The 17,910-nt window shown below is 43.9% G+C and carries 14 protein-coding genes; 9 read left to right on the top strand and 5 right to left on the bottom strand.

Features of this window, described 5'->3' with window-relative positions; translation table 11 throughout:
• The first annotated feature begins 157 nt into the window (after positions 1-157).
• The 3 genes from IQ457_RS00685 (at position 158) to scpB (ending at position 2,782) form a co-directional block, all read left to right on the top strand.
• Entirely contained in the window at positions 158-1,237 is a 1,080-nt protein-coding gene (locus tag IQ457_RS00685; RefSeq protein WP_200661672.1) for a tryptophan--tRNA ligase, read from the top strand.
• Positions 1,238-1,363: 126 nt separating this feature from the next.
• Positions 1,364-2,212, top strand: a complete 849-nt coding sequence (locus IQ457_RS00680) for a segregation and condensation protein A (RefSeq protein ID WP_200661692.1) — start codon at positions 1,364-1,366, stop codon at positions 2,210-2,212.
• Positions 2,213-2,236: 24 nt separating this feature from the next.
• Positions 2,237-2,782, top strand: coding sequence for an SMC-Scp complex subunit ScpB (scpB, locus tag IQ457_RS00675; RefSeq protein ID WP_200661671.1), 546 nt, complete (start codon positions 2,237-2,239; stop codon positions 2,780-2,782).
• 119 nt (positions 2,783-2,901) lie between these two features.
• On the opposite strand, the gene lolA is transcribed toward scpB, so the two are convergent.
• The 3 genes from lolA to rplU form a co-directional block, all read right to left on the bottom strand.
• Entirely contained in the window at positions 2,902-3,588 is a 687-nt protein-coding gene (gene lolA, locus IQ457_RS00670) for an outer membrane lipoprotein chaperone LolA (RefSeq protein WP_200661670.1), read from the bottom strand.
• Positions 3,589-3,938: 350 nt separating this feature from the next.
• Complete coding sequence (gene rpmA / locus IQ457_RS00665) at positions 3,939-4,196, bottom strand: 50S ribosomal protein L27 (RefSeq protein ID WP_055123782.1); 258 nt, start codon at positions 4,194-4,196, stop codon at positions 3,939-3,941.
• 91 nt (positions 4,197-4,287) lie between these two features.
• Positions 4,288-4,599, bottom strand: a complete 312-nt coding sequence (gene rplU, locus IQ457_RS00660) for a 50S ribosomal protein L21 (protein ID WP_025652795.1) — start codon at positions 4,597-4,599, stop codon at positions 4,288-4,290.
• A 751-nt stretch (positions 4,600-5,350) separates the two neighbouring features.
• On the opposite strand from rplU, the gene IQ457_RS00655 reads away from it, so the two are divergent.
• From IQ457_RS00655 to hemB, 5 genes are all read left to right on the top strand, one after another.
• Positions 5,351-6,280, top strand: coding sequence for a polyprenyl synthetase family protein (locus IQ457_RS00655; RefSeq protein WP_200661691.1), 930 nt, complete (start codon positions 5,351-5,353; stop codon positions 6,278-6,280).
• 664 nt (positions 6,281-6,944) lie between these two features.
• On the top strand, positions 6,945-8,339 hold the full coding sequence (locus IQ457_RS00650; RefSeq protein ID WP_200661669.1) for an efflux RND transporter periplasmic adaptor subunit: 1,395 nt from the start codon (positions 6,945-6,947) through the stop codon (positions 8,337-8,339).
• A gap of 35 nt (positions 8,340-8,374) precedes the next feature.
• Entirely contained in the window at positions 8,375-11,623 is a 3,249-nt protein-coding gene (locus IQ457_RS00645) for an efflux RND transporter permease subunit (protein ID WP_200661668.1), read from the top strand.
• Positions 11,620-13,431 carry an efflux transporter outer membrane subunit gene (locus tag IQ457_RS00640; RefSeq protein ID WP_200661667.1) on the top strand — a complete coding sequence of 604 codons (1,812 nt, stop codon included), beginning with the start codon at positions 11,620-11,622 and terminating at the stop codon, positions 13,429-13,431. Before IQ457_RS00645 ends, IQ457_RS00640 begins: the two co-directional genes overlap by 4 nt.
• A 251-nt stretch (positions 13,432-13,682) precedes the next feature.
• Positions 13,683-14,690, top strand: coding sequence for a porphobilinogen synthase (gene hemB, locus IQ457_RS00635; protein WP_068406053.1), 1,008 nt, complete (start codon positions 13,683-13,685; stop codon positions 14,688-14,690).
• 93 nt (positions 14,691-14,783) lie between these two features.
• Here hemB and IQ457_RS00630 read toward each other — a convergent pair whose 3' ends face one another.
• Complete coding sequence (locus IQ457_RS00630; RefSeq protein ID WP_200661666.1) at positions 14,784-15,761, bottom strand: glutathione S-transferase family protein; 978 nt, start codon at positions 15,759-15,761, stop codon at positions 14,784-14,786.
• Between the two features lie 424 nt (positions 15,762-16,185).
• Here IQ457_RS00630 and IQ457_RS00625 point away from each other — a divergent pair, with 424 nt between their 5' ends.
• Positions 16,186-16,959, top strand: a complete 774-nt coding sequence (locus IQ457_RS00625; RefSeq protein ID WP_200661665.1) for a TSUP family transporter — start codon at positions 16,186-16,188, stop codon at positions 16,957-16,959.
• Positions 16,960-16,996: 37 nt separating this feature from the next.
• Here the strand turns inward: IQ457_RS00625 and IQ457_RS00620 are convergent, their stop codons facing one another.
• Positions 16,997-17,722, bottom strand: coding sequence for a GntR family transcriptional regulator (locus IQ457_RS00620; RefSeq protein WP_102076937.1), 726 nt, complete (start codon positions 17,720-17,722; stop codon positions 16,997-16,999).
• Positions 17,723-17,910: the final 188 nt, after the last annotated feature.

The following is a 17,910-nucleotide window of genomic DNA, read 5'->3' as shown; positions in this document are numbered from 1 at the left end:
TTCCCCAAAAAATAGCTGCGAAATTTGCTATACTTTGCAGCTGATATTTTATCAGCTCTATTATTTACCTCGATAACTTATCTATTTTAATAACTCACTCATATCAATAACTCACCTGCATAAATAACGATGTGAGAAATAAAATAACGGATTTTTCATGAGTACTCAAACTGACACAGCTGTAGACAGTTCTAAACAAGAAAGTAAACGTATCCTAACCGGCATCAAACCGACGGGCATTCCTCATTTAGGTAATTACGTTGGTGCTATTCGCCCAGCCATTCAGTCCATTCAAAATAGCGATGATGAGGCGTTTTTCTTTTTAGCAGATTATCATGGCATTATCGGCTGTTATGACCCTGCTGTCATTCATGAATCGACCAAAATCATTGCCGCGACTTGGATTGCTTGCGGTCTTGACCCTGAACGTGTGACCTTTTATCGTCAGTCAGATGTGCCAGAGATTCCAGAGCTGGCGTGGATTTTAAATTGCTCATGCGCCAAAGGGCTGATGAACCGCGCGCACGCTTATAAGGCGGCAGTCGATATCAATACCGAAAAAGCCGACGTTGATCCAGATCAAGGTATTAATATGGGTCTATTTGGCTATCCAGTGCTGATGGCGGCCGATATCTTGATGTTCAATGCGACTCATGTACCCGTCGGTCGTGACCAAGTACAGCATATCGAGATGGCACGTGATATCGCTGGTACATTTAACCATCGTTATAAACCTCTCTTTACGCTACCATCAGCAGTTGTTGATGAAGATATCCCGCTGCTCACTGGGCTTGATGGCCGAAAAATGAGTAAGAGCTATGGCAACACCATTCCTCTATTCGGTGACCCTAATCCGCAAGTCAGTCCTGAAAAGCAGATGCATAAAGCCATTATGAAAATTGTCACCAACTCGCAGTTGCCTGCTGAGCCAAAAGACCCTGATGATTCTGCCCTCTTTGAGATTTATAAAGCTTTTGCGACGCCTGCAGAGATTATTGATATGCGTGATCAATATGCAGCTGGCATTGGCTGGGGTGATGCCAAGCAAGCATTGTTTGATAAAATCAATAGCGAGATTGCCCCATTCCGTGCTCGTTACGAAGCGCTAATGGCCAATCCAAAAGAGCTAGAAGAAATCTTACAAATGGGCGCAGAAAAGGCCCGTCGCCATAGCCGTAAACAGCTCGATAAAACTCGCCGTGCTATTGGCATTCGCCCCCTCGCTAAGCTTAAGTAAGTCTTTGATTGCTTTTACTCACAGTAATCAGGGCGGATGCTAAAGGTGCAGACAGTATTGAAAAATAAAACAGCGGCTTTACCAAAGGCCGCATTTTCCGTAAGCGTGGATGAAAACGCTAAGTTTATGGATAACAATAGCAAACATCGTATTTCAATCAATAATGATATGGCGCTGCGTATTTATCAGACGCCGGTGCAGCATCTACCAGAAGATCTCTATGTACCGCCGCAAGCCTTTGCCATTTGGCTTGAGCAATTTGCTGGACCCTTAGATTTTTTATTATATCTGGTCAAAAAGAACAATGTCGATCTCACCCAAATGCCGATATTGCCGATTACTGAGCAGTATTTGGCTTATATCGGTGAGCTGGATACCGAACATTTTGAATTGGCCGGTGACTATCTGCTGATGGCGTCGACCTTGATTGCCATTAAAACCGAGCTGCTGCTACCAAAGCCTGAAACGCCAAGCGATGAGCGCGACCCAAAAGCTGAGCTGATTGAACGCCTTGAAGAGTATGCGCAAATCAAAGTGGCCAGTCAGCGTTTGGACAATCTCGTGCGTCTTGAGCGCGATGTATTTTTAGCGCTGGTCAGTATGCCAAGTCAAGACGTTATGAATGCCGAATTACCCAATTATTCGCCAAACCTTTTGATTGATAGCTTATTTAAAATGCAGCTACAGCCCGACTATCAAATGCATACCATTAAAGTTGATGCCGTACCCCTTTCTGATCGTATCGCCAGTATCAGCAGACAGCTAAGCACGGATGGTGCACGCTCATTTTATGAGTTACTGGATAAATCCCAAGGTAGGATAGGCGTTGTAGTCAGTTTTGTCGCGGTACTTGAGCTGATGAAACGGCAGTTGGTTGGTGTCGTGAATAATAACCCCGAAGGCCAATCAGCTGCCTATAATGAAACCGCAGCAGATCGCCATATAGGACAATTAACGTTACAGTGGCTAGCTTAATGGTTTTAATAGAGAATACGTGCAATGACAGATAAGCAAAATCAAGATTTAGAAGAAATCAGCAAGCATATCGAAGTACTCCTGCACGCTTCAGAAGCGCCCCTGACTGCCAGTATTTTAAAAAAATATCTGTCATTAAACACTAAAGAGCTTACACAAGCATTAGACCTACTACAACAACGTTTAGATACTGGTGTGCTGACCTTACATGAAACGGCTAGCGGCTATCGATTGCAAGTTGCCGACGACTATAGTGCATTAATCCAGCGTGTCTTTCCGCAGCGTCAAGAGCGCCTGAGCCAAGCCCTGCTTGAAACCTTGAGTGTCATCGCCTATAAGCAGCCGGTGACCCGTAGTGATATCGAGCACGTGCGCGGTGTGACGCTATCAAGTAATATCTTGCGTCAACTGTTTGATAAAGGCTGGATTGAAGAGAAAGGTTATAAAGAAACCTTGGGGCGCCCTGCACTGCTACATACCACAGCGCAATTTTTAGATGCGTTTGGATTAACCAGTTTAGATGAGCTACCGCCACTGCCCGATATGGAAGCCATCAAAGCTTTGTCTTAGTAGCAAGTCGTTATTTCTTATCGATTAAAGTAAAATCTGTATATCTTGGACTTATAGCAATAAAAAAGGACAGGCTTTATAAGCGTGTCCTTTTTTTATAGGCTCAATCAGTAAAAGAATTATTGATTAATAATATCAACGCCCTTTGGCGGCGTGAATTTAAACTGACTGCTATTAATACTTGGGTTCATTTTAATACCGCTAAACTTAATCGTCGTGGTTTGTCCTAGCGTATCATTCAGCACCATCATCACAGGTTTGCCGCCACTAAAGCTCATCGATAAGCTCTTAAAGCTGGCGCTATCTGATTTTGGATAGAGCACATAGTAGTTTTTATTGGCATAAGGCTGGGTGATTTTAAAGTTTTTATCAATCTTACTTGGGTCGCCTGATAACAATAACGCTGGCGTGTTACCTACCTGGCTATCGACATTTTGCTTTGTCGCTTGTTCCAAGTCTTTGTCATAAACCCACATTGAGCTGCCATTCGCTACAATAAGCTGCTCTGACGGTGATTTGGTTTCCCAGCGAAAGTTATTTGGACGCTGAACACTCATGGTACCGCTAAAAGTACCGCTATTCGCGCCTTTGGTGGTTTGGCTAAAGTTAGCGGTCATGCTTTTGGTGTTGCTTAACAGCTTATTTAAGCGTTTAGCGGCCGTTAAATTATCCGCAGGAGCAGCGCTTGCCGTTTGGGTCAATGCTACCATCGGCGCTGCTACCCCAAGCGATGTCATCAATACGCCCGTTAAAGCGCCGCCCATCAATTTTTGTTTTAAAGTGGTTTTTTTTGATAATACAGTCATTATAAATCCTCTCTCAAATGCAAAATAGCATAAAAATAATACGTGTTAATTAAAATTTTTGTTTTCAATAAGTGCTTATCTCGTGCCAAAAAAACGACGTCAGTAAACAATGCAGACAGTGTGCCAGTTTTTTTATTACGCGCCTAGTCATGATTTGCAATCATTACTACCGTTGCCATACGCGCTTGTAACCAACAGAGTTACACGGCATATGGCGTTGTTTATTATTTGCTTTAGCTGTTTTTCATGTAAATGAGCGCCATAAAAAAGCCCTTACTACCAAAGGGTAATAAGGGCTTTTTTAGTCATCCGATTATGCTAGTGAATAACTAAATAACCTAGATGGGCAATTATGCGCTTTCAACCATAACATAACGACGGTTGAATTTACCTTTGGTCGCAAACTTTACCACACCGTCATTTAGTGCAAATAAAGTATGGTCACGACCCATGCCAACGCCTTCGCCTGCGTGGAATTCTGTACCACGTTGACGAACGATGATGTTACCAGCTGTGATAGCTTGGCCACCAAAGATTTTAACGCCTAGCATTTTTGGGTTTGAATCACGACCGTTACGGCTCGAACCGGCAGCTTTTTTATGTGCCATGAGAAAATCTCCTTGTTAATGTGACTTATCGCTAATGCGACAACTCTTAAGCATTTAGTGCGCTATTTAGCAGTCATTGCTAAGTGAATAATTAGGCATTAATCGCTTTGATTTTTAACAAGGTATACCATTGGCGGTGACCTTGCTCTTTGTGATAATGCTTACGACGGTTGTGTTTGATGATACGGATTTTTTCGCCGCGACCATGCTCAACTACTTCAACTTCTACGCTAGCGCCTTCAACGATAGGTTGACCGATTTTGACAGTTTCACCGTCAACAACCATCAATACGTCTTCAAATTTGATTGTTTCGCCTTTTTCTGCTTTTAGTAATTCAACTTTTAAAAGCTCATCGACCACAACACGGTGCTGTTTACCACCAGTTTTGATTACTGCGTACATTGTCTGACTCCGTTTAACCCGTGTGCCGTGGCTGATATTATATCAACGCTTCAATAACGAACACGACAGGGAAAAATTAAAGGCAAGATTTTACGGCTTTTTGCTCATAAAAGCAAGCCGCGCCTCTTGTTTTTGCAAGGTGGTAATAACAATCATAGCGATTGATATAATTCTCAAAAAAAGCGATAGATTTCACTGACAAAGGTAGTGACTACCGATGTTAGGATAAACCGCTCTATGTAGATATACTATAACAAACGCGAATGGGTTAAAATCCAACAGCCGCTATTATAGCTTATATAATCAGTGACTTACAGTTTTTTGTAAATATAAATCTTATTAACGACTATTATTAATAAAATGTTGCTAACATAAGTGACTAATTAAAAAAATCTAACCAGTTAACTTTTAAAAATGATAGAAATCAAAAGGACAACACGTCGCTATATTAAAAGTCCTAACTTACTTTCTGCTATACTTAAATCAACCATTGACCTAAACAGCTATGCTATTATGCGTCAAACGCTAGCCTAACTATTATTTGCTGCAAGCATTATTATAAATAGACCGCTATCTAAACTCATTTTTCATTTTTTCATTGGTATGACGACTCATTATGACCAGTAATTCTTTATCGAACGCCGCCGCACCCTCGACCACACCATTAAACGTTCTAACCAGTACGCCAAGCTCTGCCGATACGCTAAGCTATGCTGATATCCAAAGTATCGTTGCTAACGATTTTGAGATTATGGATAAGCAAGTCTTTGGCAGTTTGAATTCTAAAGTCCAATTGGTAATGAGCGTCTCGCAGCATGTAATCAATGCTGGTGGCAAACGTATGCGCCCGCTGATTACCTTATTGTGCGCGCGCATGTTTAGCGACGAGCCATCGCAACAAGCGATGCATCTGGCGGCGATTACTGAGATGCTGCATACGGCAACCTTGGTACATGATGATGTGATTGATGAATCAGGACAGCGCCGTGGCAAACCAACGGCTAATGCTACTTGGGACAACGCCACTGCTGTGCTGGTCGGCGACTATTTGATTGCTCGCGCTTTTAACTTGTTGGTTGGTTTTCAAAGCTTGCCGTTATTGCAGGTCTTCTCCGATGGCACCTGTGATATCGCTGAGGGCGAAGTCTTACAACTTCAGCATCAGCATAACCCTGCAGCCACTGAACAAGACTACCTCAATATTATCGATGGCAAAACCTCGCGCTTATTTATGATGGCGACCCAAGGCGCGGCTATTTTGCAAAATAAAACCGAGCACTTGCAAGCATTGGCTGATTTTGGTCAGCATTTCGGTAACGCTTTTCAAATCGTCGATGATGTACTCGACTACAGTGGCGATAGTGAAGTGATGGGCAAGAATTTGGGCGATGATTTGGCAGAAGGCAAACCTACGCTGCCCACCATTAAAGCGCTTGAACTATTAAAAGACAGCGATAAAGCAGGCTATGAGCAATTACGACTTGCGGTGCAAACGGGTAAAACACCAAACGCTGAGCAGCTTATCGAGCTCGTCCGTCAGTCAGGTTCGCTTGAATACTGTAAAAAGCGTGCTTTGGAAGAAACCAAACTGGCTCAGCAAGCGCTAAGCAGCTTACCTGACAACCGCTACCGTCAAGGGCTATATCAGCTGACTGAACTTGCCAGCGCGCGGTTAGTGTAAATATTGCTAGCCTATATATTATAGATGCTTAAAATGTTTAGGCATCAATAAAAAAAGTATGTGACCATTTAATTTCTAGTTAAGTTGTACTTTATAATAATGAAATAAATAAAATGAGAAAATAAGGTTGCTATACACGCAGCTTTCTCATTACCCATCGCTTTCTTCGTTCAATTGTTCTTATTTTTCCCTGAAATTTTAGCGTTCACACTTAAGTATTGCTAAAACACCGTTTTTCTGTACATGCCATTTTCTACTGTACTTTTATATGGTTTTCTTGCTACTATCCTTAAATCGTATTTAAAAAAACAAAATTTAACAATATTTTGGCACGGTATTCATTACCAATCTTACGAAGTATTTAGAAGGTTACGCTTGTATTATCAATGGTTGTTAAATCTTTATTGAGAAATGAGCTTATCACAAGGTAGATGAAGGTTTTTTTTGCATCTTGACTGTGGGGTATACCCTATAGTTTATAATCATGCATTACTTTAAATCTGCTTAGCCGATTGTTGTGTGTTTAGTTATTATATTATCTATTTAGTAATGAACTCTAACAGCGGTAAAGACATATTACGTTTCATATTTACTTCGTTAAGATTTATCCATAAACTTTTTAAACTGTAATTATTATATGATATTTATATTGCCGAGGACATTAATGAAGCACTCTACTCTTGCGCTTGTAATAGCATCTGTACTATCTGGCGCTGTATTGGTCGGCTGTGATAAAAATGAGGACGCAGCTGGGGCAGCGGCGCAGCAGCAGATGCCACCTGCCGTCGTCAACGTTCAGACTGTCACTTTAGATACCGTACCGCAAGTACAAACCTTTGCTGGACGTACCGCCGCTTACCAAACCGCCGACGTTCGCCCACAAGTAAACGGAATTATTGACGAGGTGTTGTTCCGCGAAGGCAGCAACGTCAAAAAAGACCAACCTTTATACCGTATCAATACCGATAACTACGCGACGTCTATCACCAGTGGGCAGGCGGCCATTCAACAAGCTGAAGCCAATTATCAGACGGCGTTAGCAAACAACGCCAATGCCAAAGCTGAGCTGGTCAGTCGCCAAGCGTCTTTATCGCAAGCACAAAATGACTTAAATCGCTTGCAAGGCTTGATCGAAATTGATGCCATCTCAAAGCAGCAATACGACCAAGCGGTTACCCAAGTTCGTACGGCGCAAGCAGCAGTCGAAAGCGCGCGTGCGGCGATTGGGCAAACCGAAGCTGGTATTGAGAGCGCTAGAGCTGGTATCCAAACAGCAAAAGCAAACTTACAAGCCAGTACACTAGACCTTAATCGTACTATCGTACGAGCGCCGCTCGCAGGTCGTACTGACCGCTCTAGCGTTACTGCTGGTACCTTGGTTAGCGCCGGTCAACCAGATCCTTTAGTGACTATCTCGCGCTTAGATCCTATCTATGTCGATATCAGCCAGTCATCCTCTGAGCTGCTTAAACTACGCCAGCAAATTTCTGCTGGTAAAGCACAGGCGGGTATGAATTCGGTTGAGTTGGTATTAGAGGACGGCTCAACGTATCCGGTACGTGGCGAGCTGGCATTATCAGAAGCAAAAGTTGATGAATCAACAGGTGCTGTGACCTTACGTGCAGTCTTCCCCAACCCTAATAATGTCCTGCTACCGGGGATGTACGTCAGTGCACGCTTAACCCAAAGCGTCATCAGCAATGCTGCATTGGTACCGCAAAGCGCGGTGATGCGTACACCAAAAAGCGAACCGCAAGTTTATATCGTTGATGAGAATAATAAAATTCAAGTACGTCCTGTCACTATTAATGGTACCTACAAAGATCAGTGGGTCGTCACTGATGGCTTAAAAGCAGGGGATAAAGTGGTGGTGATCGGTGGCTCAAAGGTCAAACCTGAGCAAGAAGTCGTCGCCAAACCTTTAGAAAATCCAAATGCTGCCCCTGCTAAGCCGGGCGCGCCAACTGCTCAAACGCCGCAGCAAGCCGCAAAAGCGATGGATAAGCCAGCTAGTAAAGATACCTCTGCTAAAAAACCAGCAGAATCTACCGCTAACTAATTCCATTCAAAGATAGGAAAACCTAGGGATATACTATGTCACGTTTTTTTATTGATCGCCCTATTTTTGCTTGGGTGATGGCTATTTTGGTCATGCTCATCGGGGTAATATCGGTTATTAACCTACCGATTGAGCAGTATCCACGCATCGCACCGCCGACCATCTCGGTGAGCGCAAGCTATCCTGGTGCGAACGCGCAGACCGTTGAAGATTCAGTGGTTCAGATTATCGAACAACGTATGAAAGGGCTTGATGGCTTGATGTATATGTCATCATCGAGCTCGTCAAATGGTGGCGCATCTGTAACGCTTACCTTTGAAAACGGTACCGATCCTGATACCGCACAGGTACAGGTACAGAACAAACTGCAAGCCGCGATGAGCTCACTCCCTGAGTCCGTACAGCGTCAGGGCGTCAACGTCAATAAATCGTCTAGCAGCTTTTTGATGGTGCAAGCTTTCGTGTCTGAAGACGGCAGCATGGATAACAGCGATATTGCTGACTATATCAACTCAAACGTCGTTGACCAGCTCAGCCGTGTCGAAGGTGTTGGTGAAGTGCAGGTGTTTGGTTCAGCCTATGCCATGCGTATCTGGCTTGATCCTTCGCTGCTACGTAGTTATAACTTGGTGCCAGCTGATGTGGTCAATGCCGTACGTGCGCAAAACGCGCAGGTGTCTGCTGGCCAATTAGGACAAGCGCCTGCAGATACGGATCGACAGGTTATTAACGCCACGGTTACCGTGCAAAGCTATTTACAAACCCCTGAAGAATTTAAAAATATCTTATTAAAAACCGATACCTCTGGGGCGAAGGTTCGCCTAGGTGATGTTGCAAAAGTTGAAATCGGCAGTGAAAACTACAGTGTGACTGCGCTTTATAATGGGCAGACTTCCGCTGGTCTCGGTATTTCTTTGGCGGGTGGTGCAAACGCGCTTGAAACTCGTGAAGCCGTTGGCGCTCGTATGGCGGAGCTTGAACAGAATTTCCCAAAAAATCTGACGACCGTTATTCCTTATGACACCACGCCATTTGTACGTTTGTCTATTGAGCAAGTAGTCAAAACACTCATCGAAGCGATTGTTTTAGTCTTTATCGTCATGTTCATTTTCTTACAAAACTGGCGCGCGACCATTATTCCAACGCTTGCTGTACCCGTGGTATTACTGGGTACTTTTGCCGTCTTATATATCGCTGGCTTTAGTATCAACGTATTGACCATGTTTGCCTTGGTATTGTCCATTGGTCTACTGGTCGATGACGCCATCGTGGTCGTCGAAAACGTTGAGCGTATCTTGGAAGAAGACCCTCATATTTCCATTAAAGACGCGACCATACAATCGATGGGCGAGATTAGTAAAATCGTTGTCGGTATCGCCTTGATTCTATCGGCCGTTTTCGTACCGATGGCCTTCTTTGGTGGCTCAACCGGTGTCATTTATCGTCAGTTCTCCATTACCCTGATTACCGCCATGGTACTGTCAGCATTAGTGGCGCTTATCTTTACCCCTGCCCTATGTGTGACCTTGCTAAAACGTAGTAAGAGCCACGAGAAAGGATCTACTGAAGAGCAAAAAGGTTTCTTCGGTTGGTTTAACCGCTCTTTTTATAAAGTCAGCCGTAAGTATGAAAATTCTGTCGGTAAAAGCTTTAAATTTAAGTGGTTATACTTAATCGGTTATGCCGCCATTATCGGCGTCATGGCCGTGGTATTCTTACGTATTCCGGGCTCGTTTTTACCCGAGGAAGACCAAGGTATTATGTTTACCTTAGTACAGCTTCCTGCTGGGGCGACGCTTGATGAAACGGAAGCGGTACTAGAAAAAGTCACCAACTATTATGAAACCCAAGAAAAAGACAACGTGGCGTCTGTGTTCTCTGTGGCAGGCTTCAGTTTCGCCGGTCAAGGTCAAAACATGGGTCTGGCTTTCGTACGTTTGACAGACTGGGCGGAGCGAAGCGGCGATGAAAATACCGCACAAGCGGTCGCTGGTCGAGCGATGGGCTATTTCTTTACTCAGTTAAATGAAGCACAAGTCTTTGCAATTGTACCGCCAGCTATTACCGAACTAGGTAATGCCAGTGGTTTTGATTTGATGATTCAAGATACAGGTAACGTCGGCCATGAAGGCTTACTCGAAGCACGTAATATGCTGCTCGGTATGGCTGCGCAAAACGATCAAGTAACAGGCGTGCGTCCAAACGGACAAGAAGATGCGCCGCAGTTAAAAATTAATATCAATCAAGAGCAAGCCGCTGCTTATGGGCTGTCATTGGCTAACATTAATAGCGTGATTTCTACTGCTTGGGGTTCAAGCTATATTAATGACTTCGTTGACCGTGGTCGTATTAAGCGCGTGTTTGTCCAAGGCGAGCCAAGCAGTCGTACCAATCCTGATGATATCAGCAAATGGTATGTTCGTAATGATGCCGGTGAAATGATTTCATTTGATGCGTTCTCAAGCAGTGAATGGCAATCAGGCTCACCGCGTCTGACCCGTTATAACAGCTTACCGTCAATGAATATCCAAGGTAGCGCCGCCCCTGGTCTTAGTACGGGTGAAGCGATGAGCTCGATGGAAGCGATGATGCAAAAGCTACCTGAAGGTATTGGCTACGAGTGGACAGGTATGTCACTTGAAGAGCAAAAGTCAGGTGCCCAAGCGCCGATGCTTTATGCCCTGTCGATCTTGGTGGTATTCTTATGTCTCGCCGCTCTATATGAAAGCTGGTCTATCCCCTTCTCTGTACTATTGGTCATCCCGCTTGGGGTGCTAGGTGCGGTGATATTTACCTGGTTACGCGGCTTTAATAACGATATCTACTTGCAAGTTGGTCTACTAACGGTCGTTGGTCTATCAGCCAAAAACGCTATCTTGATTATTGAGTTTGCAAAAGAGCATCAAGAAGAAGGTAATACGCTAAAAGAAGCGGTTATGATAGCGGCGCGTCAACGTCTGCGTCCAATTATCATGACCTCACTTGCGTTTGGACTTGGTGTTGTGCCATTATTCATCGCCACAGGTCCGGGCTCAGGCAGTCAAAACGCCATCGGTACCAGCGTGGTAGGTGGTGTTGTCACCGCGACGTTATTAGGTATCTTCTTTATTCCAATGTTCTTTATTTGGGTACGTAGTTTATTCCCTTACAAATATGAGAATAATAAACCGAACGATAGAGATGATGGTAACGACGGCACACCTGGCCCGCAAAACCCAACACCTTCTGACCCAATGCCTTCTGATAGTTATCAGCCTGCAAGCTTTGGAGATAATATACAATGAGTGCTCAAAAAAACTTTACTTTAAACTCAGCAGCGGTAGCTACTATAGCTACCACTGCCCAACCAGCGCTAGCAGTACTGCGTAAAAATGGCGGTCGCCTCATTGGCCTCACCGCCTTAGCACTGAGCATGGCTGCTTGTAACACCATTCCAAAAGCAGATATGCGTCCTGTGCTTGCTGAACCAAACGTGCCTATCGAACAAACCTACGGCGCGTTCGATAAAGAAACCGTCAGTAGCGCCAATCAAGCCAGTATTGCTGGGCAGCGCTGGCAGGAGTTTTACAGCGACGAGCGCTTAAAAGGTCTGATTGCGTTAGGCTTAGAGAATAACAAAGACTTTGAAAGTGCACGTTTGGCCATTGAGAAAGCACGCGCGCAGTATCAAATTACCGATCTTAATGATCTGCCTAGAATTGATGGTAGCGGTGGTTACACGCGCCAAGCGCAAAATAGTCGCGATAAAAACCCTAACAGCTCATATAACGTCAACCTTGGTCTTGCTAACTATGAGTTAGATTTTTGGGGTAAAATTTCTAGTCTAAAAGAGCAGGCGTTACAAAACTTTTTAGCGACTACCGCAGCCAAAGACACCACTCAAATCAGCCTGATTAGTAATATCGCTCAAAGCTATGCCAATTTAAGCTATAGCCTTGCGCAGTTAAAACTGGCTGAAGCGACGGTCGAAAGCCGTGAAAAGTCTCTATTTATCGCTGATAAACGCTTTGAAGCTGGTATTGACCCTAAACTGCCATCGCTGCAAGCCAGTGCGTCATTAGAAAATGCCAGACTTGCCGTTTTACAGGCACAGAGCAGTATTTTAAGATCGCGTAATGCGCTGCAGTTTTTGGTCGGTGGCCCCATTCCAACCAATCTTATTCCAGCCCCTGCTGTTAGCAATATCACAAGCCAGCAGATATTCAGCGCCGGCTTACCAAGTGAATTGCTCCGCTATCGCCCTGATGTATTGGAAGCAGAGTACAATCTAAAAGCCGCTGGTGCCAATATCGAAGTGGCACGAGCTTCTTACTTCCCATCTATCAGCCTAGCCAGTAGCGTGGGCTTGAGTAGTGGCAGTTTAGATGACTTATTCAAGAGTGGTTCGGTTGGCTGGTCATTTGGTCCAAGCATTAGCGTACCTATTTTTGATGCGGGCCGCTTAGATGCCAATTATGATGTGGCAAAAATTGAGCGCGAACAGACACTAGCAAACTACGAGCGCTCTATCCAAACCGCGTTCCGTGAAGTATCAGACGTCCTAGCGACACGAGCGACATTGGGCGACCAGTTGGCCGCGCAGTACCGTTTGCAAGATAACTTTGAACAAACGTATCAGATTGCCGATGCGCGCTTTAAAGCGGGTATTGCCAACTACCTAGATGTACTCGATGCGCAACGCTCATTGTTCTCAACGCAGCAAGGCATTTTGGACTTAGAGTTACAAAAAATCATCAGCCAAGTTGAGCTCTACCAAGTGCTAGGCGGCGGTGCCAACCTTGATGTGCCAACCGTCATTCCTGTACCGCATAAAAACTTGGTGCAATTGGTCAATCTACCGGCCAATAGCAATAAAGCCAAAGCAGTCGATGCCATCGAAGCGGCCAGCTCTGCTCGCGTGGCTTCTGCACAAGAAGCGCAAGCGATTAAGCAGGCACAGCCAATAGAGAAAGCAACTTTTAACCCAACAGCTGTTGTCGATGTCAATAATGATGGCAAAACGGACGCTGCTGTAGGCGTGGTCACTGAACAGACCATTACGAAAGAGGCCAAGGTTGAACCAGTGCCGGTCACGCAGATTAATGAGCGTTAAGTAGCTGTAAAGGCTGTGGGAAAATTTTCCTCACCTTGATAGTCGATAACTACAATCAGCCCTACCGACTTGGTAGGGCTTTTTGCTTTCGATAGTCACTATTGGTTATAGTAGTGCCAGTTATCGTACAACATTATACCAACGACCTTTTTATTCTCTTAATGATACCAATCTTATAAAAACCAGTCTTAAAACAGCTGTTTCCATAAAGCTGATAGATAACCATGCTTAAAATCAAATAAGGAAACCTCATGACTTATACTTTTAACCGTCAATTCCCTGAAACCCGTCTACGTCGCTTGCGTTATAACGATAACGTGCGTTCGATGATTCGTGAAGTTGAGCTGCATCCTAAGCATTTTATCGCCCCTGTTTTTGTATTAGAAGGTGAAAACAAGCGTGAAGCAATCGCTAGTATGCCCGGCGTTGAGCGCCTATCGATTGATCTGTTGATTAATTATGCCAAAGAATTATTAGCAGAGGGTGTTACTACTATCGACATCTTCCCTGTCATTGATAATTCATTAAAAACGCCTGATGGTAAATCGGCTTATGATGAAAATGGCTTAAGCGCGCGCGCCGTCAAAGCAGTCAAAGATGCCGTACCAGAAATGGTGGTAATGACTGATGTGGCGCTAGACCCTTATACCTCTCACGGTCAAGACGGTCTGCTCGATGACTCAGGCTATGTGGTCAATGATGAAACGGTCGAAGTCTTGGTCAAGCAAGCGCTTGTACATGCCCGTGCAGGCGCTGATATCATCTCGCCAAGTGATATGATGGATGGGCGTATCAAAGCTATGCGTGATGCCTTTGAAGCTGAAGGCTTTGTCAACACCGCTATCATGGCCTACTCTGCCAAATATGCTTCTGCTTACTACGGTCCGTTCCGTGATGCCGTTGGGAGTGCCGGCAACTTAAAAGGTGGGCATAAAAAGCAATATCAGATGGACTTTGGCAACCGTGCCGAAGCGCTGCACGAAGTTGCTATGGATATCAATGAGGGCGCTGATATGGTGATGATTAAACCGGGTCAGCCGTACTTAGACCTAATTCGTGAAGTTAAAAACACCTTTGGCGTACCAACCTTTGCGTATCAAGTGTCTGGTGAATACGCTATGCATATGGCTGCTATTCAAAACGGCTGGCTAACCGATGCGGTGATTTTGGAATCCTTGATTGGTTTCCGCCGTGCAGGCGCTGATGGGATTTTGACTTATTTTGCCCTAGAAGCTGCGCGTCAGTTGAATAACGCTTAATATAAATTAAATCGTTTTATACAAAGAACCGCGCTAGCTTATATACAAGCTAGCGCGGTTTTTTTTAGCTTAATTTAAAAAGCTCAATAAAAGCTAGAAACGTGCACGGTCATGAGGTTCGTTAAAGTCAAGCAGCGGACCGACGGGGATAATACGTGTAGGATTGATGTTGGCGTGACTGGTGTAATAATGCGCCTTGATATGCTCGATACTGACCGTCTCGGCGATACCGGGCACCTGATATAAATCACGCAGATAACCCCAAAGATTGGGATAATCAACAATACGGCGGATATTACATTTAAAATGCCCAACATATACCTCATCGAACCGTACTAGCGTGGTAAATAAGCGCCAATCGGCCTCAGTAATCGTATCACCGAGCAAGTAACGTTGGTCAGCCAAACGTGCCTCTAACGTATCAAGCGCGTCAAATAGCGTCACTACCGCTTCTTTGTACGCAGCTTCGGTTGTGGCAAACCCTGCTTTATACACGCCATTATTCACCGCTGAATACACGAATTCATTAATCGTATCGATTTCTGCGAGCAACGCTTTTGGTAAAAAATTAACGTCCGTCGCCCCTACTTCATCGAAAGCAGAATTTAACATCCGAATAATCTCAGACGATTCATTACTAACGATGGTATGGGTTTTTTTATCCCATAATATTGGCACTGTGACGCGTCCGGTATAATCAGGCTTAGCAGCGACATATACTTCATATAAATAGCTGGCATTGACAATAGGGTCAGCAATCACGCCAGCTCCTTCTGCAAACGTCCAACCTTTATCGCCCATAAACGGATGCACAACAGACAGCGAAATCATATCTTCCAAGCCTTTGAGCTTGCGATAAATCGTGGTGCGGTGTGCCCAAGGACAGGCAAGCGAGACATATAAATGATAGCGATTGGCTTCGGCCTTAAAGCCACCCACGCCAGTTGGGCCTGCGCTACCGTCCGCTGTTACCCAGTTTCTAAAACCAGCATCTTCGCGTACAAAGCGTCCATCGCTCGCCTCGGTGTCATACCATTTATCCTGCCATTGACCATCGACCAATAAGCCCATGTTTTGCTCCTAATTATTTTAGTTTTAAATGAATGGATACTAAAAACGACTGCTAGCAAACAATCAGCATTAAATAACTGTCATCGTTATTAGTTTTAAGAGTTATAGTAACATTTCTATGTGGCCTAGCCATTAGCTTTGTTCGTCTCTCAAACAAAGCTTAATGGCTAGCAGGTCTAGCGGAACAACAATGAGCAAGCGTTGGTGCCACCATACTTTATCAAAGATTAAGATAATGTAAGTCTCTTTCAAACAGCATTAAATACCAGTTATTTTGAACTGAGCTATTATTGGTTCTACAGCTTATTGCCGCGATCTGCATTTTAGGGGCTGTAATAAAGTAGATTGCTAGGTTAAGCATCTCGACTACTCATACTATCAGTCATTTAAGATACTTTAGAATTTGATGGAATAGGATTTTATAGTGACCAATGTTTTAGAGCTATTGCACACCATCCCGAATTGGCACTTGGCTGGCTTGTTTGTCGCTGGCATGGTCGCTTTTATCATCTCTACGGTGTCTGGTGGCGGCGGGGCCATGCTATTGATACCTGTTACCTCTTCAATGATAGGAACAGCCGTTACGCCTCCCGTGATCAATTTGGCCACGCTTATTAGCAATGCCTCACGGCTCTATCTATTTTGGCATGACATTGATTGGTCCTTGACCAGATACTATGTTCCTAGTGCCATCGTAGGGGCATGGCTTGCCGCCTTGGTATTTAGTCGCTTGGATGCAGGGTGGATTCAGTTATTGGTTGGCGTATTTTTGGTATCGACCATTTTCCAATATAGGTTCGGTAAAGTCGATAAAACCTTTGATATGCCAAAATTCGGCTTTATACCTTTGGGTTTTGTCATTGCTTTTATGAGTACTTTGGTCGGTGGTCTCGGCCCTATACTCAACCCTTTTTATATGAATGCTGGGCTAGAAAAAGAAAACCTGATTGCTACTAAAACTGCCAACTCCTTTTTTGTGGGTATCATGCAAATCGGCGGCTACGCTTTCTTTGGCGTATTCCCTGCCAGACTTTGGCTATATGGACTGGTACTAGGGTTAGGTGCGGTCGTCGGCAATATCATTGGTAAGCATTTTTTAGCGGGAATGACGATTAGTCAGTTTAGAATAATGCTACTCATACTCATGGTTATTAGTGGGCTGATAATGATAATAAGAAACGTCAATGTGCTGTTTTAATAAGTCATTTGGTTTTATTGACGATCTATCATAATGATTAAATGATATTGACTTCATAACTAAATTTCCCTGCCAGTCCATATGACTCTCTATACTCGATAGGGTCACCCTCTAAATTTTTGGCAATACGGCATACTTTAACCAAACTTTCTTGTTTATTATTGCCTAAATAAGGGTCTATATGATTGGTTATAAAAAATAGCGTCTCTACGGCAGACGACACAAACTGTCCACACTTTGTATAATAAAAAGGATAAAGAAGATTCTCAAAATCTTCAGGCGCCAAGTTGGCAAAGGCTTCGTAACAGCTTTTAGGAAGCCATATCTTTTCACTCAGTAAGACTTTGTCTTCGACGATACGAACCCGCTCTATATAAATGAGCGCTTCATGTTCATCTATATCTAATTTTTGGTTAATATCATCAATCGCGTCTATCACTGAGATTTTTTTAATTATTCCCGTTGGCGTGACATAACCAGACTCTTTATCACGAAATTTAAAAAACCTTAATAATGAGCTATTAAAATCTGGACGCTTTAAAAACGTCCCTCTGCCCTGCTGTTTTATTAAAACCCCTTCCTCCACCAGTTTTTCAACCGCTTTACGCACGGTGCCTACCGATACCTGATATTTATCAGCAAACTCCTGCTCGCTAGGTAAAGGTGTATTTTCATCCCACTTGCTCTCTGTCAGTAAGGTTTGTATGTGCCATCTTACCTGCTCATATCGTGGCATTTTAAAGTTTTTGAAATTGTCTATCATTGTTTCACCGTCATGGAAAATTTTTAATAACTCGATTCTTTTTAAGCGACATTATTGCCGTAAAAGTAAGACCATTCTAATCGTTTTAATAGGTATTTTTGATCCGCTTGTTATTATCAACCTTATCTAATTCATATGAGTTTTTTTGCTATCATTCTACTTAATTAGAGGCGCTGCTCAGGCTTATT

This window comes from Psychrobacter sp. M9-54-1, from assembly GCF_016613355.1.
GTDB classification, from domain to species: domain Bacteria; phylum Pseudomonadota; class Gammaproteobacteria; order Pseudomonadales; family Moraxellaceae; genus Psychrobacter; species Psychrobacter faecalis.
Note: the sequence above shows the minus strand (reverse complement) of the source record. Positions and strands in the feature narration are given on the sequence as shown.